This window comes from Streptococcus mitis, from assembly GCF_013305725.1.
GTDB classification, from domain to species: Bacteria; Bacillota; Bacilli; order Lactobacillales; family Streptococcaceae; genus Streptococcus; species Streptococcus mitis_BO.
Genome location: NZ_CP047883.1, coordinates 541,144 through 567,284, shown reverse-complemented (window position 1 = coordinate 567,284; position 26,141 = coordinate 541,144). Strand labels below are relative to the sequence as shown.

Below are 26,141 nucleotides of genomic sequence, written 5' to 3'. Positions count from 1 at the left end.
TTTTTTTTACTTTTCTTATTACAATATAAATATGAAAATCACACTTATACCTGAACGCTGCATCGCCTGTGGGCTTTGCCAAACTTATTCTGAATTATTTGATTACCACGATAATGGAATCGTGCGTTTTTACGATAACCCTGACCAACTAGAAAAAGAAATTTCTCCTAGCCAGGACGTCGTAGAAGCTGTTAGAAACTGTCCGACACGTGCCTTGATTAAAGATTAATTCTAATATCGACAAGAACGTTCCACTCCTTCTAGTTTAGCATATTTCCATGCAAAATTATAGTCTTTTCTCTTTATTTTTTTCTGTAAAATCAGGAAGATCACTTTTTTCTTTGACGAGATAAAGTGGTCTTTTTTTAGTCTCTAGATAAATCTTACTGATATACTTGCCGAGAATCCCAATGGTCAAGAGTTGAATCCCACCAAGGAAGAGAATAACAGCCATCAGAGAGGTCCAACCTGATGTCGGATTGCCCAAAATGAGAGTCCGAACCACAACAAAAAAGGTCATAAGCAGAGAAATAAAACAAGATAGGAGACCAGCCACAAAGGCGATAATCAAGGGAAAATCTGAAAAGTTAACAATCCCTTCAATAGAGTAGAAAAAGAGTTGCCTAAAACTCCAACTGGTCTTGCCAGCCTGCCTTTCGACATTTGGATAGTCCAGATAGTGAGTTTTAAAGCCTACCCAGGCAAAGAGCCCCTTTGAAAAACGATTGGACTCGGTCAGGCTTAAAATGGCATCCACTACAGATCTTCTCATCATGCGAAAATCACGGACACCTGACGGCAAGGCTACTGGACTAATTTTTTTCATGAAGCCATAAAAGAGATTAGCACAAAAACTGCGAAAGAAGGGTTCCCCCTCTCGACTAATTCTCCGTGTCCCAACACAGTCCAAGCCTGTATTCTGGTCTAGTAAGGCTTTCATCTCAAGCAACATACTAGGAGGATCTTGGAGGTCTGCATCCATCACCACCACCAAATCTCCGGTTGCATATTGCAAGCCTGCATATAGAGCAGCTTCTTTGCCAAAATTTCGCGAGAAAGAAATATAATGAACTGCCGGATTTTGCTCCCGATAGGTCTTTAAAAGTTCCAAAGTCCCATCACTTGATCCATCGTCGACAAAGACATACTCTATTTCTGTTTCCAAATCTGGAAGTAAAGCTTCCAAAGCCTGATAAAAAAGAGGAAGTACTTCCTCTTCGTTTAAACAGGGGACAATGATTGACATCACCATCTTAGTCTTCAAATCCATTTGGATGCTTGCTTTGCCAACGCCATGCGTCTTCACACATTTGGGTGATGCCGAGTTCTGCTTCCCAGCCCAGTTCTGCTTTGGCTTTTGCAGGATCTGAATAGCAGGCTGCGATATCCCCTGGGCGACGGTCTACGATGCGGTAAGGAATTGGACGTCCCACCGCTTTTTCCATGTTTTGGATAATTTCAAGAACTGAGTAGCCTTTCCCTGTTCCAAGGTTATAAACGTTTAGGCCTGAGCCTTTTTGGATTTTTTTCAGAGCTGCAACGTGACCTTTAGCCAAGTCGACAACGTGGATATAGTCACGAACACCAGTTCCGTCTTCCGTATCGTAATCGTCTCCAAACACTTGCACTTGCTCTAATTTTCCAACGGCTACTTGCGTCACATATGGCAAGAGATTGTTTGGAATACCATTTGGATTTTCTCCCAAATCACCACTCTCATGTGCTCCGATTGGGTTAAAGTAACGAAGCAAGACCACATTCCATTCTGAGTCTGCTTTGTAAATATCCGTCAAAATTTCCTCTAGCATAAGCTTGGTGCGGCCATATGGGTTGGTCACTGAAAGTGGGAAATCTTCCAAGATTGGCACTGTATGAGGATCTCCGTAAACTGTCGCAGAAGAACTGAAAATGATGTTTTTACAGTTGTTTTCTTCCATAGCTTTTAGAAGACTAACAGTTCCTGCGATATTATTGTCATAGTAGGCAAGAGGAATACGGGTAGATTCACCTACAGCCTTCAAGCCAGCAAAGTGAATGACCCCTGTTGGTTCTTCTTGTTTGAAAATATCACGAAGGGTATCTGTATCACGGATATCTGCCTCATAGAAAGGCACTTCAACTCCTGTAATTCTCTCAACAACTTCTAAACTTTTTCTGCTACTATTAACAAGGTTATCCACCACAACAACCTGATGACCTGCTTGGATTAACTCAATAACTGTGTGGGTTCCGATAAAACCTGCTCCACCCGTTACCAAAATCTTTTCTTGCATCTTCTTTCCTCGATTCTCGGATTATTTTTTCTTATTTTACCATTTTTGATAGGGAATGTCATTTGCCATCCTAGAGGGGAGGCTAAAATTTCAGTAAAATTCTTATTCGTTTTTTACTCGTTTGACATAGTTTTCAATTGGGTAGTTTAAAGGGGCCAAGGTCAACTCCTTGTCTTGGATCAGTTGAGCTAGATGGTAACCAATGATAGGACCAGTTGTGAGGCCTGATGAACCTAGTCCACTAGCAGCATAGACACCTGCTAAGCCAGGTACTTGCCCAAAGAAAGGTGAGAAATCACTGGTATAGGCACGGATTCCCACACGCTCAGCTCTTGAAGTCGCTCTAGCTAAAACTGGATAGTGAGGCAAGGCTGCCCCCTCCATTTGTTGGAGTAAGGTTTCATCTACCGTCAAATCAAATCCCATGTCATTTTCATGAGTAGCGCCTAGGGACAATTTCCCACCCGCAAAAGGAATCAAATCCCACTCCCCTTCTGGCATAACCACAGGATAAGCTTCCATGTCTTGGGCAAGTTGATAATCTCGGAGTTGCCCCTTTTGGGGACGAACATCTACTTCATAACCTAAAGGCTCTAACAAGTGTCCCAACCAAGCTCCCGTCGCCAAAATAACCTGATCAAACACCTCTTCGCCAATCTGGTAACCTGATGCTAAAGGTGTCAGAGTCACTTTTTCTTTGATCAGCTTGACCTGACTAGCTTCTAGCAAACGAGTCACTAAGAGTTGACCATCTACTCTCGCTCCACCAGAAGCATAGAGCAGGTGGTCAAATCCCTGCAAACCAGGGAATAATTCATTAGCTGATGCTTGGTCCAGAATGGCTAATTGCCCTATCAAGGGAGATTCTTCTCTGCGCTGGTGGGCTAGTTGATAAAGTTCTTCCAACTTAGTTTCATCCTTTTTCAGGAGAAAGACTCCCGAACGCTGGTAAAAGTCGATTTCTTGCCCTGACTTCTCTAAATCAGCTAATAAATCCACATAAAAGTCAGCCCCCAAGCGCGCCATTTTATACCAGGCCTTATTGCGGCGTTTGGAAAACCAGGGGCTGATAATTCCTGCTGCGGCCTTAGTAGCCTGACCCTGTCCATGGTCAAAAACAGTCACCTCTAGGTCACTTTCTTTCGAGAGGTAGTAGGCAGCTGTTGCTCCCACAATTCCTGCTCCGATAATAGCAACTTTTTTCATTGTTTTCACTTTCTAACTAGATATGGTGGAAAGGATTGGTCGATGCTTGACTAGGCAAAATATCAATATCCCAGTCTTTTTCCTCTTTCCATTGACTAAGGAATGCTGCGATTTTTTCCACAAACAGCACTTCAATATAGTGACCTGGGTCCAATGCTAGCAAGCCATCAGACAACATATCCTGGGCAGTGTGGTAGTAAATATCACCAGTGATATAGACATCCGCTCCTTTAACTAAAGCATCCTTATAGAAAGACTGCCCACTACCACCACAGATGGCCACTCTTGAGATAGGCTTCTGCAAATCACTCTCTTGATAATGCACCATTCGAAGACTATCTAGGCCAAAGACTTGCTTGACATGCTGGGCAAAATCCCCAAAGGTCTGATGCTGAATATTCCCAATACGACCAATTCCACGTTCTGGACCTGTTTCCTGAAGATAGGTCGTTTCCTCAATACCTAACATCTGACAGAAGCAATCATTGAGACCATTTTCAACGATGTCAATATTGGTATGGCTGACATAAACTGCGATATCATGCTTTATCAGATCAATGTAAATCTGATTTTGTGTACGGTTAGCAACCAAGTCCTTTATCGGACGGAAAATCGGCGCGTGCTTAACGATAATCAAATCCACACCCTTTTCAATGGCCTCTGCCACCGTTTCTTCACGAATATCCAGAGCAACCATGACACTTTGGATATCCTTGTCCAAAGTGCCAATTTGTAGGCCACGACTGTCTCCCTCCATGGAAAATTCCTGAGGGCAAAAGGCTTCATATGCGTTAATTACTTCACTTGCTAGCATGGAGAACCTCCTTGATGGCTTGAATTTTATCTACTAGAACTTGACGTTCCTCCAGATTTTTTTCTGGGATTTGTCCGAAGGCAAACTCTAGCTTAACAGCTTCTTTTTGCCATTTTTGGACAAAGACTGGACTGACCTCTTTGGACAAGAAGGGACCAAAGCGAACATCACTGGCTGATAGATTCATTTGTCCTGCTTCCACCACCAAAATCTCGTAAAACTTGCCAGCTTCTTCTAAGATGTTTTCAGCTACAATCTGAAACCCATTGTCTTGCAACCAAATGCGCAAGTCGTCTTCACGATTATTAGGTTGGAGGATTAACCGCTCTACATTAGCTAACTTGTCCAAGCCTTCTTCTAAAATCCTAGCAATCAAACGGCCGCCCATACCTGCAATGGTGATGACCGACACTTGGTCAGGCTCTTCAAAAGCTGCCAAGCCATTGGCTAAACGAACCTGAATTTTCTCCTTTAGGCCGTGAGCCTCAACATTTTTGACCGCAGATTGGTAGGGACCTTCCACAACCTCACCTGCAATGGCGCTTTTGATTTGGCCTCTTTCGACCAAGTCGATAGGCAGATAAGCATGGTCACTTCCCACATCTAGCAAAATGGCTCCCTGGGGCACAAAGGAAGCCACTAATTCTAATCTCTTTGAAATCATCTTCTCTCACTTTCCAAACTCTATTACCCCTTATTATACCACATTTCAGCTGGTAATCTTGTACCTAAAAAGACCGCAATCCACAGATTGCAGCCTTTCTTTATTTTCTGGCTTGATAGCGACTAGTCAGGATGAAAATTACGGTAAAGACCAACATCATGACACCATAAACAGGTAAAGTTTGTCCTGTTAAGGTTGAAATTTCAAGCAGTTTTTGAATTCTCGGGAAAAGAGCCGTAGCCAGGAAACCACCTACTGACCAAACAATCAAGAGGACACGCCATAGGGTAAATGGCATGCAGGCTCTAAATACAGATAAGAAACCAATTGACCCCAAGAGATAATAGAGTAGGGTTGAGATTTCTAACTCAGACCAACCTTGACTACTTCCAAATATTTTCACAAACAGGACGCTGAAGACGACCATGAGAGCGCTTGGTAGAGCACGAAGCATGGATCTTCTGAGGAAGTTTGGCTCGACAGGTTTGATATTTCGCTCAAAAGTCAGAACGAATGGTGGGAAACCTTCCACAAACTGGTCAATCATGGTAATCTGGATTGGAATGAAGGGGAAAATCAAGATCCACTCAGATCGACCTAGTAAAGCACTGACGATACAGATAACTGCGAGCAAGAAAGAATAGATGGTCTTTATCAAGAAAATCGGGGCGATGTGGGCAATGTTATTGACTACACGACGACCCTCGAAGAGAATCTCAGGAACATCATTAAAGTCTGAGTTCAAGAGAACCAGATTGGCAATCTGACGAGTCGCTGGGTCTCCCTCAGACATCACGATAGAACAATCTGCCTCACGAAGAGCCAGGATATCATTAACTCCATCCCCTGTCATAGCTGTTGTATGCCCCGCTTTTTTCAGTGTTTGAATGATGAGTTTCTTTTGATGAGGGGAAACACGTCCGAAAATAGCTGTATCCTCAGCCATAGCAACCAATTCCTCATCCGTAATTTTCGAACAATCTACATAGCTCTGATAGTCTACAAAACCTGCTTTTTGGGCAATACTTGAAACAGTGACTGGATTATCACCAGAGATAATCTTGAGCCCCACTTCCTGAGAACGGAGATAGTCCAGCGTCTCTGCTGCTCCCTCTCGAATCGGGTCCAAGATTTCCAGCAAGGCTAGAGCCTGAATATCAGATGGTTTTTGTGGTTTGTGATGGTCTAATTTCTCCTGACTGAGAGCTAAGACCAAGACACGTGAACCTCTCTCCAAGGCCTCTCTGGCTTCTGGGACCTCAGAAGCCAGCAACATCTCAGGCGCCCCTAAGAAAACTGTTCCCAAACCTTCTAACTCCATAGCTCCCCACTTGCGGTCGCTCGAGAAGGGGAGATTCGAAATCATAGGATAAGTAACTTCTCCCACAAAACGCTTTCGAATAGCTTGAGCTGTTGGATTTTTATCCTCACTATGGGCTATATAGCTGGCCAAGATGCTAGCAAGCGCTGACTCTCCATACTCTTCGGTCAAAGGAAGAACAGCCTCCACCTGCATCTTTCCTTGGGTGATGGTGCCCGTCTTGTCCAAACAGAGCATATCCACGCGTGCCAAGGTCTCAACAGAATACATCTCCTGCACCAAAACCTTTTTCAAGCCCAGCTTAATCACCGCAGTCAAGAGCGAAGTAATGGTCAAAAGGGCGATTCCCTTAGGCAACATTCCCAAAAGAGCTGTCGATGAATTTACAACGGACGACTTGAGAGGCAAGCCTTTTAAAAGCAAGGCTTCTAGCAAGAGAGCTAGACCAAAGGGAATGATAATCTTCCCAGTAAAACCGGCTAGTTTATCCAGCGATTTCATGATACGGGAGTTGATGGGTTTCACTGTTTTGGCTTCCAGCATAAGTTTGGCAGCATAGTTGTCTGCACCTACATGGTGAACTTGAGCTAAAACTGACCCACTGGCCAAGAAACTTCCTGACAAAAGCAAGGCATCCACTTCCTTTTGCACCAAATCACTTTCCCCCGTTAACATGGCTTCATTGACTTCCGCAAAGCCTTCCAAAACCAAGGCATCACTGGGAATTTGCTCTCCAGCAGACAAACGAATGACATCTCCTAACACCAATTCTTCAGGATTCAGAGCCACTTCTTGGCCATCACGAATAGTCTTAACCTTTTCCTTGGTCATGAGATTGAGCTTGTCCACCATGTGTTTAGCCCGCAACTCGGTCACAATTCCAGAAAAAGCGTTAAAGCAGATAACGGCAAAGAAGACCAGATTGCTCCAAGCCTGCACAAAGGCAAGTGCCAAAGCAATGGCAAAGTTCAAAGCGTTAAAAAGGGTAAAGACATTTCGTTTAACGATTTGCCAAGTGCTAGTACTGGCCGATGCAGTAAAATCATTGACCAAGCCCTTAGCCTGTCTTTCCTTGACTTCTCTTTGGGTTAATCCCATAATCTTATTTTTATCCATAAATTCTATCATATCATTTTTTCTAAAAGAATTCTAATCTCATCCCAAATATGCACCTAGTCAAGGGAAAAGTTTGCCAGCCCTCCTTTGATAAGGTATAATAATAACAAGAAAAGAATCGAAGGAGATCGCATGTTTTATACTTATTTACGTGGATTGGTTGTCTTGCTCCTATGGTCCATCAATGGCAATGCCCATTATCATAATACTGATAAAATTCCTAATCAAGATGAAAATTATATTCTGGTTGCGCCACACCGTACCTGGTGGGATCCTGTTTACATGGCCTTTGCGACCAAGCCAAAACAATTTATCTTTATGGCAAAAAAAGAGCTCTTTACCAACCGTATCTTTGGTTGGTGGATTCGTATGTGTGGGGCCTTTCCTATCGACCGTGAAAATCCTAGTGCTTCAGCCATCAAATATCCTATCAATGTCCTCAAAAAAAGTGACCGCTCTCTCATCATGTTTCCAAGTGGGAGCCGTCACTCAAACGATGTCAAGGGTGGAGTTGCCCTGATTGCCAAAATGGCCAAGGTACGTATCATGCCGGTTACCTACACAGGTCCCATGACTTTGAAGGGCTTAGTTAGCCGTGAACGTGTCGATATGAACTTTGGAAATCCAATCGATATCTCAGATATCAAGAAAATGAATGATGAAGGCATTGAAACAGTCGCCAATCGTATCCAAACAGAATTCCAACGTCTGGACCAAGAAACGAAACAATGGCACAATGATAAAAAACCAAACCCACTCTGGTGGTTTATCCGCATCCCTGCCCTCATCCTTGCCATTATCCTCGCTATCCTAACTATCATCTTTAGCTTTATCGCGAGCTTCGTATGGAATCCAGATAAAAAGAGAGAAAACCTTGGTTAAACAAATACAACAATCCCTTGGCAAAAGCCAAGGGATAACTCTTTTATTCGATTTTCCATTTTTGGGCCAACCAGCTAGAAAAGGCTAAAAATCGTTCAGCCACTTGTTCATGGTGTCCATAAGGGTCAAAGACAAACTGACCGTTCGGATAGCATTTCTGAAGACTGGTATGAATCTGCTCAGCATAGACTGGTGCTTGAGCCAAGCGATTAGTATGGTATGCTCCTTCTGATTGACCATTCTGTAAATACAGCAAACAGTCTAGATTTTTCACTGTCTCTGCCTTGCAGTAAGTCACAAAATCAGGATACCAAAAGGAACCGCAGATGGAGAAGACACAGGAAACCTTGTCAAAGCTGAAAAGACTGTAGACTGCCACCAAACCACCTAGTGAGTAACCCCCATAGGCAAGGCGATTTTTGTCCAGGCGATAAAGCGACTGCAACCTGTCTAAAAGACCACCAAATAAATGACCATGATAGGCATTTGCCTGACCACCAAAATTTGGAGCCCTATCTCTCAGAGCAGATGCCTTCCAGGGAGTGTAGTCGTCTAGGCGATTTTTAGAGGTCAAGCCCACTAAAATCACAGATTCGGAAAGGGAAGATAGAAAATCCAAGTTTCCATCATTCAAGAGAATAACTGGATAGGTTTGATTGGGATCATAGATCGAAGGAAGGCTGACCTTGACTTGGATTCCTTCCCAATCAAACTCATTATTTATTGATAAAGTCATTGATTTTCTCAAGGGAATCAATCACTGCTGGACCATAATCCATCAACTCATCGTAAGAGATGGTCATGATCTTTTGATTCTTAATAGCAGGAACGCTTTCCAAAACAGCATTTGCCTTCATCAACTCTACTGCTTTTTCATCCAATTTTTTATTGCGGTCGCTGGTTACATAGATAATCAATTCAGGATCCATTGACACGAGATTTTCCAAGGTCAAGCCTGATGTCCCCGTAGCAACGTTTGTATAACCAAGTTGGTTCAACAAACTTTCTTGCAAAGCAGACTTGTAGGCACCGAAGGTTTCATCATTATAAGCAACCATAATCAAAGCCTTTTTCTTTTCACCTTGACTTACTGTGTTTGCTTTCTTAACAACGTCAATTTTAGTTTGTAATTGGGCTGCGTATTCATTGGCCTTGTCCTGAACATTAAAAATCATTCCCAGATTTTTGACATCTTCTACGATATTCCCCAAATCTTGCTGAATTGTTGAGAGAGAAGCTTTTTGAGTATAAACTGGGATTTTGTTTTCATTCCAAGTGCTAACTGTCCCCAAGGATTTTTCAGAAAACATCATATTTCGACCCATCACAGCGTCTGGCTCATAAGAAAGGACTGTCTCTTGTGAGACTGTTTTTTTATCCCCAATTTGAGGAATAGTCGCAATCGCATCCTTGTATTTGTCCGTCACAGCATTGTCTGGATTGAGCATGCCAACAATTTTATCCTTCAACCCCAACTCCAATAAGATTTCAGTGGTTGAAAGATTGTTGGTGATAACTTTTTCAGGTACCTTGCCAAAGACTTGTTCGACTTCATTCCCTTTCGCGTCATAGGTTTTGACCGTTAGTGGATAAGTCGTCTCTGTGCTCGCCTTTTGACTTGTTTCTGTGCTAGACTGTGTGGTAGCTTTTTCTGTAGTAGTGTTACCACAAGCTGCCAAAGTTAAGGTAGCTACTGTCACGAGTAAAATACTGAGTGTTTTTTTCATCTTGTTTTCCTTTTCATTCTTATAAATAGTGAATCATAGCTTGCTGATCCTCGGTCCAAGTCACCTGACTTTGAACTCCATATACAGTTTGCAATGACTCAGGGGTGATGGTCTCCTTTGGAGTACCTTGGTAAAGGATTTCTCCCTCTTTCATCAAATAGAGATAATCCGAATAGCGACAAGCAAGTTGAATATCATGTAGGACAGCTAGAACATTGACCTTGAGATTTTTCACAATGGCCAACAAGTCTAGCTGATACCTGATATCCAGGTGATTGGTTGGTTCGTCTAGGAGTAAAAGAGTCGGTTCTTGCGCCAAGGCGCGGGCTAGTAAGACTCGCTGTTTTTCTCCCCCTGACAGAGACGAATAGAGACGAGTTTTCTTCTCGAGCATATCCACCTTAACGAGGGCATCTTGAACGAGTGTAAAATCTCTTTCCCTTTCCTTCTGTAAAAAAGAGAGGTGGGGAGTTCTTCCCAGCAAGACGATTTCTTCAACTGTACAATCAAACTGCAGTTGATTAAACTGGGTCACAACTGCCATTTGCTTGGCTGTTTCTTTGAGCATCCATTGTTCCAGAGGCTTTCCATCTAGGCTTATCAAACCTTTGTCCGCCTTTTCCTGACGATAGAGGAGTTTAAGTAGACTGGTTTTTCCACTTCCATTTGGTCCTAATATCGTGTGAAATTGATTCCCTTTAACCTTAAGAGAGACTCCTTTAAGGATTTTTTTCTCTCCTAGTCCAAAATGGATATCCTGACAAATCAAGTCCATATCAGATCCTCACCTCCCTTCGCCTACCTCCAACAATGTAGATAAAGAAGGGAGCACCTACCAAGGCTGTGAAAATACCAATAGGAAGCTCTGCGTTTGGAATGACGATACGAGAGAGTACGTCTGCCCAAATGACAAAGAGGGCACCTAGCAAGGTTGCAACAGGAAAAAGCCTCTTGTAATTCGTTCCTACTAACCCTCGAGCTAAATGTGGAGTAATCAGACCGACAAATCCAATAATCCCACAGGTTGCCACCAAGACTGCTGTCAGCACAGCCACCATTGTCACATAAAGATACCAATAAAAGCGTAAGGGAATCCCCAAAGTTAAAGCAGCCTCATCTCCCATCATCATCGCATTGAAAACACGATACTGAGTAGAGAAAAATAGAAAGGCTATTCCTACTACTATAGTTGGCAGGACCAAGTCTGCCCAAGAAGTCCCAGCGAGCGAACCCATGGTCCAAAACTTAATGGTCATCACACTATCCGCATTAGCGCCAACTGAGATAATAAAGTTTGAAAAAGCCAGAAAGAGAGCGTTGACCACCGTTCCTGATAAAATCAGACTGGAAGTCGTCATCCTTCCCTGCATAGAGGCAATGATGAGGACAGCAATTGTTGCCAAAATAGCTCCAAGAAAAGCTCCAAGGCTAATCATCACTTTTAAACCAAAAATGATGCTCAAGGTTGCACCTAGAGTTGCACCCGCAGATATTCCTAAGACATAAGGCTCTGCGATGGGATTGTTCACTGTAGACTGCATCACGCTACCACACATAGAAAGGCCTGCTCCTACTATCAGACCTAACAATACTCGGGGGAATCTCATGTTCCATACAATGGCAAGAGTAGACTTGGAAACCTCTCCTATCTCAAGAGAAAATCCTAACCTGCTCAAAATAATCCGATAGGTATCTCCTAGATCAATCGCAACAGATCCCATTGAAACTGCTAGAAAAAGAGAAATCCCTAAAATACCTAGCAAAATAACTAAAAGTAACACAAATTGCTGGTCTTGTCGGCTTCCAGAAAATTTGGAAAGCATGCAAACCTCCTTTGATAGAATCTTAAAAATTTAGAAAATTCTCATGAAAAGTATACCATATTTTTAACTATGTAACAAGCTGAGAAAAATGAATATAGTTGGTTTTACAGTGCTAAGAACCGTAACCGAAATTTATACTTGAGCATATCGATGTAAGGTGACAACATAAAAAGCCCTCTGAAAATCAGAGAGCTGATTTGAGCCCGGGCTAAAATCCTAGTGAAACAAAAAAATCTACACGATCAGAAAAGTCTCTATCGTGCCATTTTCATACATGATGTATAGTCCAAGTAGAATGAATACTAAGGGCACAATGATTCGCTCGTATTTTTCAACTGTCTCGAATATTAACGGAATAGAGGATAACACCCGACTAATCTCGCATAAGATAATTATGCCGATTACAAACACAAGCAACGCCACGAGGGTCTGTGACCAATCTAACGAAGCAAAATAAGGTATATAGATACCTAAATTATCTCCGCCAGACGCAATTGTCAGCAATGTAACTGTCCAAAACAGTTGATTTGCCTTGCTTTTTTCTAATCTTTCAATAATTTCTTCCTCTTCTTCCTCTTCCTCACCTTCTCCAACAATTGCAAAGCGAATCCCTAAATAGATAGGGATTAAACCAAGCAATCCAACCATCCATTCTTCAGGTACGAAATTAACGACATAAGCAGCAACTAAACTCGCCCCTACAAGTAAGCCTGTGCCTAGATATTGACCCGCATAAATATGCCACTTTTGTTTATTCTGTGATAGCTGTGCAAATAAAATAAATAAAATAATTAAATAATCGATACTGGTGGAAATATAAACACCAATAGCAGATATGATTGTCTGTCCCATAAAAAAACCTCCTGTATTGGTCAGTAATAAATCAGCAGATTTTAGGAGAGCACAGACACATTAATTTAGCTATCGCTAGTGGGTAATGTCGAACATAGGAAAGCATTTTACTCCTCCTCAAAACGTAGTTACAAAGTAATTTCTAACTGGAATTCGGTGACCACTTCCATGTAAAGTATAACATACTATACTTTACTTCGTAAAGTGTGGGCTCTCCGAAGGGGCTTGCAGACAGCTACTCGGCTTGAAAAGCCGAGTAGCTACGCACCTTTATGGTGTCATTAGCTGATACCATTTGAGGTTTTTGTAGTCTCCAAAATTGTGACCGATAAAACGATGTCTGAGATAACTGTGCTCGACCGATAGTTTTTGTAGTCTCCAAAATTGTGACCGATAAAACTAGAAAATAATTTAAGAGATGAAAAAGCAAGTTTTTGTAGTCTCCAAAATTGTGACCGATAAAACTCAGTTTGACACTAATGGGTGTGACTGTAAGTTTTTGTAGTCTCCAAAATTGTGACCGATAAAACTTTGCTCGTAACTTCTCTGGACGACCAGAAGTTTTTGTAGTCTCCAAAATTGTGACCGATAAAACACATAAACTGTTCCATACTTCGTCGCCGCAGTTTTTGTAGTCTCCAAAATTGTGACCGATAAAACCTCAATAAAAAAAGCCCTCTGAAAATTAGAGAGCTGATTTGAGATTGGGATAAAATCCATACAAAAAAGCTACCCAATTTAGAGTAGCTTCATTATCAAGATATGCTCAATTGAACACGGCCTAAGCAAGCGGATAAAAACAAAAAGCTCTCTGAAATCAGAAAGCTTTATTCTTGCTGTATAAAACGTTTATAGACTAGGCGACAAGCCGAAGATTGTACAAAATTTTTAGTGAAACAAAAAAATCTCCCCGAAGGGAAATCATTCTGGTTTATTTTACCTTACAGTGCTAGGAACCGTAACCAAAGATAATACTTGATCATACCAAGGTAAGGTGACAAAAGTAAAAAAGCTACCCATTTTAGAGTAGCTTCATTATCAAGATATGCTCAATTGAACACGGCCTAAGCACTTGGCAAAAAAGATAAAATCTCCTAGAAACTGAAGTTTCTTCGTCAATTTTCCTATTTTTGCTTTGTGCTTTTGACGGCCTTTGTATCTTGAATTAGCGACGAAGTCCTAGAGAGTTGATCAACTCACGGTAACGGTTAACGTCGTTTTTACGCAAGTATGCAAGCAAGTTACGACGGCGACCGATTTTTTTCATCAATCCACGGTAAGTAGCGTGGTCTTTTTTGTGTTGTTTGATGTGTTCGTTAAGGTGGTTGATTTCCCAAGTAAGGACAGCAACTTGAACCTCTACTGAACCTGTATCACCTTCGTGACGTGCATATTGTGCGATGATTTCATTTTTTTTCTCTTTTGAGATTGCCATGATGTTTCTCCTTTTTATTTGGCTTCATCCGAGTGACAGGTTGGCATGCCTGCAACCAAGAAGAAGTTATTTGTCTTTACGACAGTTCTTATTCTACCAAGAAGCAGAGACTTTGTCAACTGATTTACTGTTTAAAAACTTGACCTACTCTACTGATTTCAGAGCTTCAAGCATATCCACCTTTCTCAAGTGATGATTGACAAAGAGACCCAGTAAGGCTAATATCACAGTCACTGCGACGATTGGAAGAGCATAGACTTCCCAGCTGACTCGTGGATAAAAAAGTATGGTGGCAGGTGAGATCATTTGAATCAAAAATTGATGTAAATAGTAGCCGGCCACCAAACCGAGAACAATCCCCACAAAAGACAGCACCATGGTCTCGCGGTAGATATAGAGGGTCACTTCTTTATTATGGAAACCGAGAACCTTGATGGTCGAAAGTTCACGGATACGTTCTGCCACATTGATATTGGTGAGATTGTAAAGAATGACAATGGCTAGCAAGACGGAAACAAGGATAAGGATTGCCATGGTTTTATTGAGAGAATTGGCTACAGATTCAAAGAGGTGGATAGCCGTTGCATTTTGGACCACCCCAGAAACAGCAGTTTTTTTCATAAAGGCCGCAGCTTCTTTCTCCGTATTGGATGGTGTTGGCTCTTTTAATTTTACTAGGTAGGTATTGTCTTGTGGACTGGTACCGTAGACTTGTTCGTATGTCGCTCGGTTGAGATAAACAAAGTGTCCAACATAGTTTTCAGAAATAGCCGATACCTTGATTTCTTTTCCATCAAGCTCCAGCTTATCTCCAACCGTAACACCTGCTAGTTGAGCTAGTTTTTGACTTACGACTGCTCCATCTGTGACCTGCACCTCTTGGCCATTTTCCTCTAGTGCGATAAAGGGTTTGAAATTTTCTCGGCTTGTGACCATTATGGTGATAGTCTGAAGTCCTGTTTTTCCTTTGAAATCTTTTTCAATGGATTTAGAGTAAATTTTTTGATAAGCATGGATAGACTCAGATTGCAAGGCACTTTCTAGGTCTACTTTTTCTTGCTCCGTTACACTGCTCTTTTCCGCTACAATCATCTGGTATTGCTGGATTTGTTCAAATTGACGCTCGACAACTCCTCCCACAGAAGACTGAATGCCAAGACCTGCAAATAGGAGAGCAACCGAACCCGCAACTCCAAAAATGGTCATCAACATCCGTTGCTTATAACGGAAAATATTTCGCGCAGTAACCTTATGAGTGAAGCTCAAACGACTCCATATAAAGCTCAACCGTTCCAGCAAAATCTTTGATCCTTTAACGGGAGGTTTGGGAAGCAAGAGTTGGGCTGCTTCATCGTGTAATTCCCTCCGTGCCACCAGATAAGCCGGCAAAACACTGGATACCCAACTTAAGGTTAGGGCAAAGAGGCTATAAGACCAGTAAAAATACTCCTGGCTTTTTCCAACGACCATCCCAGCAGTTATAACATCTGAAATCACTCCTGCAAGGAGATAATGTCCTAGAAGTGTTCCTAAGATAGTACCTACAGTTCCTGCAAGAAAACCATAGAGAACAAACTTGGCAACTATATCTCGATTTCGGTAACCTAGAGCCTTAAAAATACCAGCATTGGTGCGTTCTTCATCTACAAAGCGAGTCATCGTTGTAAAGGCCACCATTGCAGCGACCATATAAAGCACCACGGGGAAGATATTCCCGACGGAACGAATGCTTGCTGAAGCGTTACTGTACATGAGATAGCCTTGACCACCTGGCATGGTTTGGCGGTTGTATACATGGTAAGTAGGCTCTGCCAGTTCATCAAGCTCTTTCTGTCGTTGTTCAAGCTTCTCTTTTTCCTTGTCTAGATTACTCTCTGTCTGAGCCATTTTTTCTTTTTCTGTAGCCAATTCTTTCTTAGATTTTGTCAATTGCTCCTTGGCTTGACTCTTTTGAGGCTCAGGAAAAGCGGTCACTTGTTCTTCTTGAGTTTTCAATCGACTTTCAGCCTGTTCTAACTGACTCTTGCCTTTTTGAAGGTTACTTTCAGCTGTTTGGAGCTGCTCTTTTCCATCATCCAAGCTCTTTTGCCCATTTGCTTTGATACTTGCCAATCTTTTTTGACCATTATCAGCCAGCAAGTCTTGCAATGCTTCCTGATGTTGATCTCGTTTGCTTCTATAGTCTGATGAAAAAGCATCCAAATTTTTTAAATCATCATAGCGCACACGCGCAATACTGTACACTTCTGTATCAAACTGACTAGCTACAATCACTCCATAACCAGTCAAGCTTCCATTTCCACTACTAGCCCCTCCCAAGTCTTCTTGAGAAAGCATCTCACCCGACTGAACAAATCCAGTAATGGTGAAAGATTGGGATTTTATGACGGTCTTCCCTTCTTCTTTCTTGCTAAAGGTGATAGTTTGCCCAATCTGATAGCGGTCTTTCCAGAAATCTGCCAAGGCAATTTCCTCATCAGCTTCTGGCAGTCGCCCTTCTGTCACTTGAAAAGTTGAAATTCCCTCTGGCTTAGAATAAAGTCGAACCGCTTCTTCACTATTTTCAACGGTTAGGTCTGCCATATAGCCAAACTCAACACTTGCTCCTTGAAGGGTCTTTAGTTCGTCTTGATCCTTTTTATCCAAGCCATAATCAGCTATCACGGCCAGATCCAAGGTATTTCCTTTACGGAGATAATCTTCTGCAGTACGTTCCATGTTTGGACTGGCCACTTTGAGGCCAACTAGGGCTAAAGAACCCAGCATCATCAAGGTCAAGATAGAAGCAAAGCGTCCCTTGGAAGCAGTCACCGACTGGAGCAAGTCTTTTCGGTATGTTTTTTTCATGCTAATACTCCAATGTATCGATAGCCTGTGGATGCGCATTGATTGTTACTCTCATAACAGTGGCATCACGCATGTGAATCACCCGATCTGCGATAGGAGCTAGCGAGCTATTGTGAGTCACGATGATTACCGTCGCTCCCTTTTGACGAGACATGTCTTGGAGAATCTTCAAGACTTGCTTGCCTGTCTGATAATCCAAGGCTCCAGTTGGTTCATCACAAAGGAGAATTTTAGGATTTTTAGCTACCGCGCGTGCAATGGAGACTCGCTGTTGCTCCCCTCCAGAAAGCTGGGCTGGAAAGTTATTGAGACGATGAGCCAGACCTACATCTGTCAAAACTTGCTCAGGATTCAAGGCATCCATCACGATTTCTGAGGCCAATTCCACATTTTCCTTAGCGGTTAGATTGGAAACTAGATTATAAAACTGAAAAACAAAACCGACATCATTGCGGCGGTAATTGGTTCTCTGGTGGGAATTGTAGTCTGCAATATTGGCACCATCAATCCAGATTTCCCCCTCGTCATTGGTATCCATTCCCCCAAGAAGATTAAGAACCGTTGACTTGCCTGCACCAGATGCACCTAGAATAATGACCAATTCACCCTTTTCAATCTCAAAATTCACATCACGATTGGCCACAATATCCGTCTCCCCAACCTGATAACGCTTGTAACAATGTTTCATCTCAATATAAGCCATTATCAACCTCACTTTCTTTAACTACTTCTTAATATCATTATAACGCTTTTTCGAAGAGTTGGATACTAGAATAAAAAGAAAAACCTAGGTATTCCTAGGCTTTCTTTTTACAAATTATTTTCCAAGGTAGTATTCAGAAACTACGTTCAATTTTTCATCGAATTCGAATACCAATGGTGGGAAGTTAGGGATTTCCACGTCCATGATCTCGTCATCTGACAAACCTTTGATGTGTTTTACAAGGGCACGGATTGAGTTACCGTGAGCTCCTACGAATACGTTTTTACCATCTTTAAGAGCTGGAGCGATTTTATCTTCCCAGAATGGTAGGGCACGTTCCAAAGTCACTTTCAAGTTTTCAGCATCTGGAATAACTGAATCGTCAAGTGAAGCGTAACGACGGTCAGTGTGAGCTGAATGCTCATCATCACGATCCATGTTTGGAGGCAATACATCGTATGAACGACGCCAGATGTGAACTTGCTCATCACCAAATTGTTCAGCAGCTTCAGCCTTGTTTTTACCAGTCAAACCACCGTAGTGACGTTCGTTCAAACGCCATGATTTTTCAACTGGAACCCACAATTGGTCAGAAGCTTCAAGAGCCAAGTTAGTTGTTTTGATCGCACGTTTCAATACTGAAGTGTAAGCTTGGTCAAATTCGATACCAGCTTCTTTGATCAATTTACCAGCGTCAATCGCTTGTTGTGTACCTTTTTCAGACAAATCAACATCAGCCCAACCAGTGAAAAGGTTAGCTTTGTTCCATTCAGACTCACCGTGGCGAGCAAAAACCAATTTTACCATTAGATGGATTCTCCTTTAAATTTTCCGAGGTTTCCCCTCGTTTATCTATTCTATTTTACACAATTTTTCACAAAAAAGCTAGTTAAAATCGATAAGTTCTGACAGTCAGGAAGTAAAGTCCTCTCATCCTGATTAGGAACTTCTATAATTCATTACTTTTTATTTGCAAAAATAGAGGTTCTAAAATCATTTGTTTGATCTAGGTAGGCTTTAAAGACTGCTCTCTTAAGTTTATGAACCGCACTGTCAGTCTCTGGATTATAATCACTCCAACGCGTACCTTCCGCATCCTGTAAAACAGCTTGGTCCATCAGTTCTTGCAACTCATTTACTCTTTGAATGGTTTTCGTGGCATTGCTCATCCATGATTGCGTCGGATCTTTAAAAGTAACTTTATTCAAATGATCAAACTGAGCAACGCGCTCTTGATACATAGCTTTTTTAAAGGCTGCCCAAGATGAATACTGACCACCAAATAGCTTTTCTAAGACAAGCTTATCTGTCACTAATCCTTGCTTTTTACCGTAGAGATTGATTGTCTGACCATTTTGTTTAGCAATTTCTTCATATTGGTTGGAAATATATGGGACCATACCATCTTTAAAGCCTTTGGCAGCCAGAAGTTCGTAAGCGATCCGACGTCCCATAAGGTCCCCTGGCGTGCCTTTCTCACTGCTGAGAGCTGAAAAGATTGGGGCAAAGAGTTTAATGGTATAGTATCCATTTCTCTCGTAGTCGCCAGACTGGTACTCACGAGCTGATAAGATGTTGTGGTCAATCAAACTATCAAAGTTAGTTAGGTTTCTAGCCTCTTCTTCTGTCAATTCTTTGACTACGTTAGTGGCATAAACCTCATTTCCATCTGCTGGATCTTTCACATACTTGTTCTCAATTTTTCTGAGAGCTTCCATTTTCTGGGAAACATTCAGTTTCTTAACGATTGATTGCCCTTCAAGATATTCCAACATATAGATGAGGTCAAACATATTATGAGCGTATTTCTGGAGATCGGCTGCGTCTTTGAATCGTTCCGTCGGATCTAAGACTTGTAGACGGGATCCTTCTAAGCTATCTGATTTTAAATGTTTCAAGATTGAATTAATGGTAATGGTCGCATCATTTGGATGATCTGGCGCTTGTAATAAACCTTTAGCAAAGAACTCAGGACCAAGACCACTTCTTCGACCATAGCCACCAAGATAGATATCCTGATCGGAATCATGGGTCATTTCATGGGTATACGTAATAGCGCCATCCTTATCCAACATACGGTAAGACATATAGTAGACACCATCTCCTGTTGCGTATGCACCGTGATGATTATGAACTACCTTGTTACCAACTGGTCCAAAGAAATGTTGCATTGCAGGATTTGAATTCTCAAAGTCTGCAATTGTTGAAGCCTTTCCTTCAGTATAATCATCACCAAATTTATAGGCATCATAAAGCAGGATCGTACGATAGAGTTTTTCACGTCCCTGATTATCTAAAATACGATACCAATAATCGTAGTGATCTCGCTGACGCTTGGCTGTTTCACGCGCATTCTCTTCAACAAACTTATTGAGTTCATCTCCAGCCTTATAGTCACGGTTGCGGTAGCGATCGTAAGCCCCAAATCCTAGGCTAGACAAGGTTGAGATGACAAATACAGATCTTTCTGGCAAAGTAAGGAGAGGCAAGACCATATTGCGGTATTTCCAAGTACTACTAGTAATTCGGTCATAAACACCGATAGAATACTTAGTCCCTGCTTGCTCTTGCTTAACTTTGACCTCTGCAATAGTGGATTTTTCTTCGACAATGAAAGCTTTGGTCTGTTTTTTAAACCAGTCATTGTTGCTAGTGTTTGGTAAAAAGACTTTTCGGTAATTTTCTAGCGTGCTAAACAAATCTGTCGTTCCATGATGGCTGGCAAGACTGATACCATAAGTATCAACGTTGTTCTTAGCAAGCAGATTATTAAATCCTGATTTCCCTAACTCAATCAAAGTATCTAACGGAGATGCATTTCCTTTACCAAAGAAATCAAGGTGATACAAGACCAAGTCTTTAATATTAACCTGACCATAGCTAAAGTTATACCAACGCTCTAAATAGCTCATACCAAGAAGCAAGGCTTCCTTGTTGCGCTTGATTTTATCTACGATGTAACCTGTCATTACTTGATTGTTTTCCACTAGACCAGCATCCGCTGACAAGAGTTTTCTCAGACTGTCTTCTAGATGTTCCTTTGTTTTAGTAAACTGTTCCTCTAAATAGAGCTCGGTTTGCTTCACTTTTGGTGAAATAGCAAGTGTGTTTCTAATAGCATCTGAATGATAATTTACCTTCTTCAATTCTGGTAAGACTTGCCGGATAATCGTTTCTTGGTTATACAAGAATTGGTTTGGCGTATAGAGAAGCCCCGTATCTCCTAGACTATATTCTGCTAACTTAGCAAAATCAGTCTGGTACTTGAGCTGGAATGTTTCAGAGGAATGATCCTGGTAATGGAGCAAGAGTTTGTTTGCAGTCTGTTTGTTGGAAACAATATCTGTGATGACTTGGTCATCCTTCATCATGACTGCTGACAAGAGTTCTTTTTGATATAAAAGACTGTTCTCGTTAACTAGGTTTCCGTATTTGACGATGGTTGCCTTGTTGTAGAAAGGTAGCAATTTTTCAATATTTTTATAAGCCAAGGCACGCTGAGCTTGATAATTCTTCACCTTAGAAAAATCACTTTCTTTACTACCACTTGTTGAAAGGGGCTCCACTGTTGGAGGGGTGAGAGGATTGATTTCTGCTTTTTTATTCGTCACTTCAGAAGCATCTAGCATTGTTCCTCTTTCTTCAAAGGATTCTTTGCTGACGACTTCTTCCCTGACCAAGGTGACATTGTAGACTCTATTAGCTTTGTTGCTGAATGTATTAGCCACCTTCATTTCATTATAGTGGTAACCGGTAATAGCATTCCCGTTGGTTACATTGACATCACTTAGTACATTGGTCAATCTTCCTGCATGCTGTTCCTCATTCGTCTTTCGATCCCACAAATATCCAGCCACACCCGCAACTCTACCAAAGTGCTTGACATTGTTGATATCACCTTCAGCATAGCTATCCTGTATATAGGCATCTTGGTCTACTAGACCTGCTAGCCCACCAACAGTCTGATCTGAACTATTGGTGTTGGAGGAAATGGCTACTGTCGCTTTTGACTTAGTCAGTGAAGCTCTGCCTCCTGTCAAATGACCGACCAGACCACCAATATTGTATGCAGCAGTCGTTTCGTAGGTATTAACAATTCTTCCCTTAAAACTGCTCTCTGTGATGCTTGATTGGTCTGCCTTAGCCAACAAACCACCGATACCACGTTCCCCAGCCAGAACACCATAGACATGAACTTGCTTAATCTTTGTGTTATCCGTAGCTTCATTGGCCAGCGAACCGATATCATCTTTACCTGAAATAGAGACATTTTTTAGGCTTAACTTTTCTACTGTGGCCCCTCTCAAGCTTTCAAAAAGAGGCTTTTTCAAATTGTAAATAGCATACCGCTTACCATCTTTTTCACCAATCAACTGACCAGTAAAGGTGCCCCTGATGTAAGATCTGTCATCAGGTCCCAAATCCACTTCGTTAGCATTCAAGCTGGCCGCTAAATGATAGGTCCCAGAGAGATTCTTGTTGATAGCTTTAACCAGGTTGCTAAAGGAAGTGAAGGTTGTTGTTTCTTCTGTGGCCTTTTTTGCGAGATAGAAGGTGAAATTATCGACATATTTATTCTCTAGCTCTTGCTGGAGTTTCTCAGCTTTGGCTATGATTTTATAAACGGATTGTCCATTTTTTATTTCTGCAGTTATTGAAGCGACAGGTAGATAGACATCTTTGAATGACGACGATTTTACCTTAACAAAATAAGTGTCTATATTACTTGGAACACTGTCTAAAGAAACATGTTGTTTGTAAGTACCATTGGTCTGACTATACAACTCCAGATCCGAAACATTTCTTAATTCAAGTGTTTTTTCTGGATCTTTTTCTTGTGGTTTTTCAGATGGAGTTTCCGGTTTTACTTGCTCAATATTGCCAGTATATTCTGGAAGAGGGGCAACTTGTTCGGGTTCAACTATTGCTCCCGATTGGGTGCCTGTATAAGATGGTTTCGATGGTGCCTGTTCTGGTCCGACTATTGCTCCAGATTGGATGCCTGTATATTCTGGTTTGTCGGCTGTCTCAGGGGCTACAACAGCTCCTGATTGCTCACCTTTATATTCTGGTAAGGAAGCATGGGTCTCTGGTTCGACGATGGTCCCAGCTTGAGTTCCCGTGTACTCTGGTTGTGGAGCTACTTGTTCGGGTTCAACAATCGCTCCGGATTGGGTGCCTGTATAAGATGGTTTCGATGGTATCTGTTCTGGTTCAACGATAGCTCCTGATTGCTCACCTTTATATTCTGGTTTGTCGGCTGTCTCAGGGGCTACAATCGCTCCCGATTGAGTTCCTGTATACTCTGGTGTTGGTAGCACCTGTTCAGGATCTACGATTGCTCCAGACTGCTCGCCTGTATAGGCTGGTTTGTCAGTCGTTTCTGGTTCCACCAAAGCCCCTGACTGGACACCCCCAACCTCTGGATCAACTTTTTCCGGTTCGACGATAGCACCAGCTTGGGTTCCCTGATACTCAGGTGATGGAGCGACTTGCTCGGGTTCAACGACTGCTCCTGCTTGGGTGCCTGTATAGGCTAGTTTTTCAGCTGTCTCTGGGGCTACAACAGCTCCTGATTGCTCACCTTTATATTCTGGCAAAGAAGGCTGAGTCTCAGGTTCGACAATAGCTCCCGATTGACTTCCTGTATACTCTGGTGTTGGTGGCAACTGTTCAGGATCTACGATTGCTCCAGACTGCTCGCCTTTATATTCTGGCAAAGAAGGCTGAGTCTCAGGTTCGACAATAGCACCGGACTGAGTTCCCTGATACTCAGGTTGCGAATCTACTTTCTCGGGTTCGACGACTGCTCCGGACTGAGTTCCTCTATATTCTGATTTTTCAGCTGTCTCTGGGGCTACAATAGCTCCCGATTGCTCACCTCTATATTCTGGCAAGGAAGCCTGAGACTCTGGCTCTCCTTTTCTTGCAGAGAATGGTGTTTCACTCGGAGTGACTGCCTTCTTTGTTCCCTTTTCTACTATACGTGGTAAGGCTTCGTCTACCTTAGTCAAGAGAACTTCTCGGGAAATTTCTTGGTTTTCAACAGTGAAAATGCGAACAAGTTCAATCTTCTTCCCAGCACGACCTTCTTGTTTGACACGAATGGTTCCCTCTGTTAGATCTGGATTTTCTTGAACCACTTCAGCAAAGTCTAGTTTGGTTTCAATCTCTTGTTCTTTGTATAGGAGCTCTGGTTTGTTCACACGACCAGCCAAGACTTCGTCCTGAGGATCCACACTAGCAATACCAGACGGTTTTGGATTGGATGAATCTTGAGAAGGGATTGGCTTCTCAGCAGGGCTTGTTGGAGACTGAGCTTTCTGCTCATCTCCTAACTTTTGTCCATCATTCTTGGTCTGGAGATGAGGTTGAACCGTATCGTCTAGTTTCTGACCTCTAGCAGTAGTTTCTTGAAGAATACCGTTCTTGTCTTGCTTAATATAGCCTAGGTAAGTATAACCCGATAGGGTGCGTGGCAGAGGCAGACTATCTCCTTGTGATAATTGATATTCTTGATTGTATTGGAGTAAGAGTTGATTTTCAATAGCCTGAACCGAAGAAAGCAAGCCACTCCCCATGCCTGTTATCAAAACAACCTTCAACAGTGCATTCTTCTTGCCTTTCTTTCTCGAAACAGCAAAAATAAGGAATCCAATCGAAGCGAGGGCTCCACCAGTGAAAACGGTAACCAGATTATTGTGACCACCTGTATTAGGCAACTGACCTAGCTGTGCTTTCTCATCCATACGGTAGACTAGATAGTAAGTGCTCTCACTATCTTCAGCCACTTTAGGAATATCCTTTACAATCAAGTCTTTTTCTTGCTTACTTAACTCTGTATCTGTCACATATTTGTAGTGAATAGATACATTTTCTTGAGCAAATACGGTCCCACTGCTAGCAATGGACACAAAAAATAAGCTCGAAATTGAAGCAGACACAAGACCAATCGCCAACTTTCGTAAGGAAAAACGATGCTGCTTCTCTCCAAAAAACTTTTTCATTCTATATCCTCTCTATTATTTTATCCATTTCAAAATAGAAGAAGCATTTTGCTTCCTCACTATGATAAACTTACAAGAAACAAAAATACTTCTATATATATTTTGATATATTTAATCTACAACCATCATTATACTATAAATTCTCTAACTTGTCCCAAAATAGTACCAGCATTCTTCAATTCATTTGAGCAGTAGTAATTTCTCAAAGTAACTTCCACTTGGTTGGTCAAAGTGGAAATTAGTCTAAAACGGATTTTATGGTGGAATTAAGTGTAAGACGATTGAGTTAGAAATGCGGTCCACTATAACAAAACATATTGAATTAGCGGTGGAACTTAGTTTGGAAATTTAGCTGTTTGGCAGTAGGGTTGCTTTGAACAAATATCAGTAAATATGTAGTAAGAAATTTCCATTTCACTCTTGCTAGTCTCCTTACTTTTTGTTAGAATGATGTCAAAAAATAAAGAAGGTTAATATTATGCCACAACATCTCTTTAAAGAATTGACTCAACTGGAGCAAGTAGAGGCACTAGCTCTAGGAGGATCACGAGCTGGACAAGATTTTGACAAAGACTCTGACTATGATGTATATGTCTATCTCAGTGCTCCCCTCTCGCCAGACATCCGAAAAGAAATTCTCAGTAAATACTGCTCCTACATGGAAATCGGCAATCAATTTTGGGAATTGGAGGATGATTGTATTCTCAATAATGGTATCGAGATTGAGCTGATTTACCGCTCTCTAGACGAATTTGACAAAGATTTACAGGTCGTAGTTTTAGAGCACCAAGCCCAGAATTCTTACACTACTTGTATGTGGTACAATCTGCTCAACAGTAAGATTCTCTACGATCGAGATGGTCACTATGCTGCCCTCCAGAAAAAGTATAATCTTCCTTATCCAGCTGAGCTGAAAAAGAATATCATCAACAAGCAATTCCTACTTCTCGACCAAGCTATGCCAGCTTTTTCAAGACAAATCAAAAAAGCCCTCAAACGCAAAGACTTACTCAGCATCAACCACCGCAGTAGCGAGTTTTTCGCTTCTTATTTCGATTTGCTCTTTGCCTTCAATGAGCAGCTCCATCCAGGAGAAAAACGCATGCTCCAGTACGCAAAAAACAATTGCTCTCATCTACCGCAATATTTTGAAGACGATATCCAAGACTATTTTCAAAATCTCTACCAGCTAGATCAGTATGAGAAAACAGTCCTAACTTTAGAGCATCTCCTATTAAATCTCAAACACTTGATTAATGAATCTATTTAGAATTACAATAAAAGCTCATGAAATCTTCTTTTCAGATGAATCATGAGCTTTTTGAATTTCCACAATATATAACGGTGTAGAGTTGATTGAAACAAGAGCAGGACAAAAAGGTACAAACATGATAAAAACGCATCATATCAGATGTTCAAAAACGTGATACAATGCGTTTTATAGTCTATAAGATTAGTTGTCTTTTCTTCT

At 41.7% G+C, this 26,141-nt stretch carries 19 protein-coding genes and 1 CRISPR repeat array; of the genes, 3 read left to right on the top strand and 16 right to left on the bottom strand.

Annotated features, from left to right (window positions below; genetic code table 11):
• The first annotated feature begins 31 nt into the window (after positions 1-31).
• Positions 32-229 (top strand): ferredoxin, encoded by a 198-nt coding sequence (locus M594_RS02915; protein ID WP_173875911.1) that lies wholly within the window; start codon positions 32-34, stop codon positions 227-229.
• Between the two features lie 57 nt (positions 230-286).
• Here the strand turns inward: M594_RS02915 and M594_RS02910 are convergent, their stop codons facing one another.
• The 6 genes from M594_RS02910 to M594_RS02885 form a co-directional block, all read right to left on the bottom strand.
• Positions 287-1,270, bottom strand: a complete 984-nt coding sequence (locus M594_RS02910; protein WP_254597199.1) for a glycosyltransferase family 2 protein — start codon at positions 1,268-1,270, stop codon at positions 287-289.
• A complete protein-coding gene (gene galE, locus M594_RS02905) occupies positions 1,254-2,273 on the bottom strand; it encodes a UDP-glucose 4-epimerase GalE (RefSeq protein ID WP_173875910.1) in 1,020 nt (339 codons plus the stop codon). The genes M594_RS02910 and galE overlap by 17 nt, the downstream gene beginning before the upstream one ends.
• Positions 2,274-2,375: 102 nt before the next feature.
• Positions 2,376-3,479 (bottom strand): NAD(P)/FAD-dependent oxidoreductase, encoded by a 1,104-nt coding sequence (locus tag M594_RS02900; RefSeq protein ID WP_173875909.1) that lies wholly within the window; start codon positions 3,477-3,479, stop codon positions 2,376-2,378.
• Between the two features lie 16 nt (positions 3,480-3,495).
• Complete coding sequence (locus M594_RS02895; RefSeq protein ID WP_173875908.1) at positions 3,496-4,293, bottom strand: Nif3-like dinuclear metal center hexameric protein; 798 nt, start codon at positions 4,291-4,293, stop codon at positions 3,496-3,498.
• Positions 4,280-4,957, bottom strand: coding sequence for a tRNA (adenine(22)-N(1))-methyltransferase (locus tag M594_RS02890; protein ID WP_173875907.1), 678 nt, complete (start codon positions 4,955-4,957; stop codon positions 4,280-4,282). Before M594_RS02890 ends, M594_RS02895 begins: the two co-directional genes overlap by 14 nt.
• A 100-nt stretch (positions 4,958-5,057) precedes the next feature.
• On the bottom strand, positions 5,058-7,394 hold the full coding sequence (locus M594_RS02885; protein ID WP_173875906.1) for a cation-translocating P-type ATPase: 2,337 nt from the start codon (positions 7,392-7,394) through the stop codon (positions 5,058-5,060).
• A 132-nt stretch (positions 7,395-7,526) separates the two neighbouring features.
• Here M594_RS02885 and M594_RS02880 point away from each other — a divergent pair, with 132 nt between their 5' ends.
• On the top strand, positions 7,527-8,276 hold the full coding sequence (locus tag M594_RS02880) for a lysophospholipid acyltransferase family protein (RefSeq protein ID WP_045611210.1): 750 nt from the start codon (positions 7,527-7,529) through the stop codon (positions 8,274-8,276).
• Between the two features lie 43 nt (positions 8,277-8,319).
• Here M594_RS02880 and M594_RS02875 read toward each other — a convergent pair whose 3' ends face one another.
• From M594_RS02875 to M594_RS02830, 10 genes are all read right to left on the bottom strand, one after another.
• Positions 8,320-9,012 carry an alpha/beta hydrolase gene (locus tag M594_RS02875; RefSeq protein WP_173875905.1) on the bottom strand — a complete coding sequence of 231 codons (693 nt, stop codon included), beginning with the start codon at positions 9,010-9,012 and terminating at the stop codon, positions 8,320-8,322.
• Entirely contained in the window at positions 8,993-10,003 is a 1,011-nt protein-coding gene (locus M594_RS02870; protein WP_173875904.1) for an ABC transporter substrate-binding protein, read from the bottom strand. The genes M594_RS02875 and M594_RS02870 overlap by 20 nt, the downstream gene beginning before the upstream one ends.
• A 19-nt stretch (positions 10,004-10,022) precedes the next feature.
• Positions 10,023-10,778, bottom strand: coding sequence for an ABC transporter ATP-binding protein (locus M594_RS02865; RefSeq protein ID WP_173226952.1), 756 nt, complete (start codon positions 10,776-10,778; stop codon positions 10,023-10,025).
• A gap of 1 nt (position 10,779) precedes the next feature.
• A complete protein-coding gene (locus tag M594_RS02860) occupies positions 10,780-11,826 on the bottom strand; it encodes a FecCD family ABC transporter permease (RefSeq protein WP_173875903.1) in 1,047 nt (348 codons plus the stop codon).
• Between the two features lie 234 nt (positions 11,827-12,060).
• The gene (locus tag M594_RS02855; protein ID WP_173875902.1) at positions 12,061-12,678 is read right to left on the bottom strand and encodes a CadD family cadmium resistance transporter; all 618 of its coding nucleotides are present in this window, start codon (positions 12,676-12,678) and stop codon (positions 12,061-12,063) included.
• A 300-nt stretch (positions 12,679-12,978) separates the two neighbouring features.
• Positions 12,979-13,338: a CRISPR direct-repeat array (repeat unit 35 nt; unit sequence GTTTTTGTAGTCTCCAAAATTGTGACCGATAAAAC).
• A gap of 505 nt (positions 13,339-13,843) precedes the next feature.
• Positions 13,844-14,113 (bottom strand): 30S ribosomal protein S15, encoded by a 270-nt coding sequence (gene rpsO, locus M594_RS02850; protein WP_001018251.1) that lies wholly within the window; start codon positions 14,111-14,113, stop codon positions 13,844-13,846.
• Between the two features lie 144 nt (positions 14,114-14,257).
• Positions 14,258-16,966, bottom strand: a complete 2,709-nt coding sequence (locus tag M594_RS02845; RefSeq protein WP_173876734.1) for an ABC transporter permease — start codon at positions 16,964-16,966, stop codon at positions 14,258-14,260.
• On the bottom strand, positions 16,962-17,663 hold the full coding sequence (locus tag M594_RS02840) for an ABC transporter ATP-binding protein (RefSeq protein ID WP_173875901.1): 702 nt from the start codon (positions 17,661-17,663) through the stop codon (positions 16,962-16,964). The genes M594_RS02845 and M594_RS02840 overlap by 5 nt, the downstream gene beginning before the upstream one ends.
• Positions 17,664-17,777: 114 nt before the next feature.
• Positions 17,778-18,470, bottom strand: a complete 693-nt coding sequence (locus tag M594_RS02835; RefSeq protein WP_000240129.1) for a phosphoglycerate mutase — start codon at positions 18,468-18,470, stop codon at positions 17,778-17,780.
• Positions 18,471-18,622: 152 nt separating this feature from the next.
• Positions 18,623-24,670, bottom strand: coding sequence for a ZmpA/ZmpB/ZmpC family metallo-endopeptidase (locus M594_RS02830; protein WP_173875900.1), 6,048 nt, complete (start codon positions 24,668-24,670; stop codon positions 18,623-18,625).
• A gap of 478 nt (positions 24,671-25,148) precedes the next feature.
• Between M594_RS02830 and M594_RS02825 the strand changes: the two genes are divergently transcribed.
• Entirely contained in the window at positions 25,149-25,940 is a 792-nt protein-coding gene (locus M594_RS02825; protein WP_173875899.1) for a DUF4037 domain-containing protein, read from the top strand.
• Positions 25,941-26,141 lie beyond the last annotated feature (201 nt).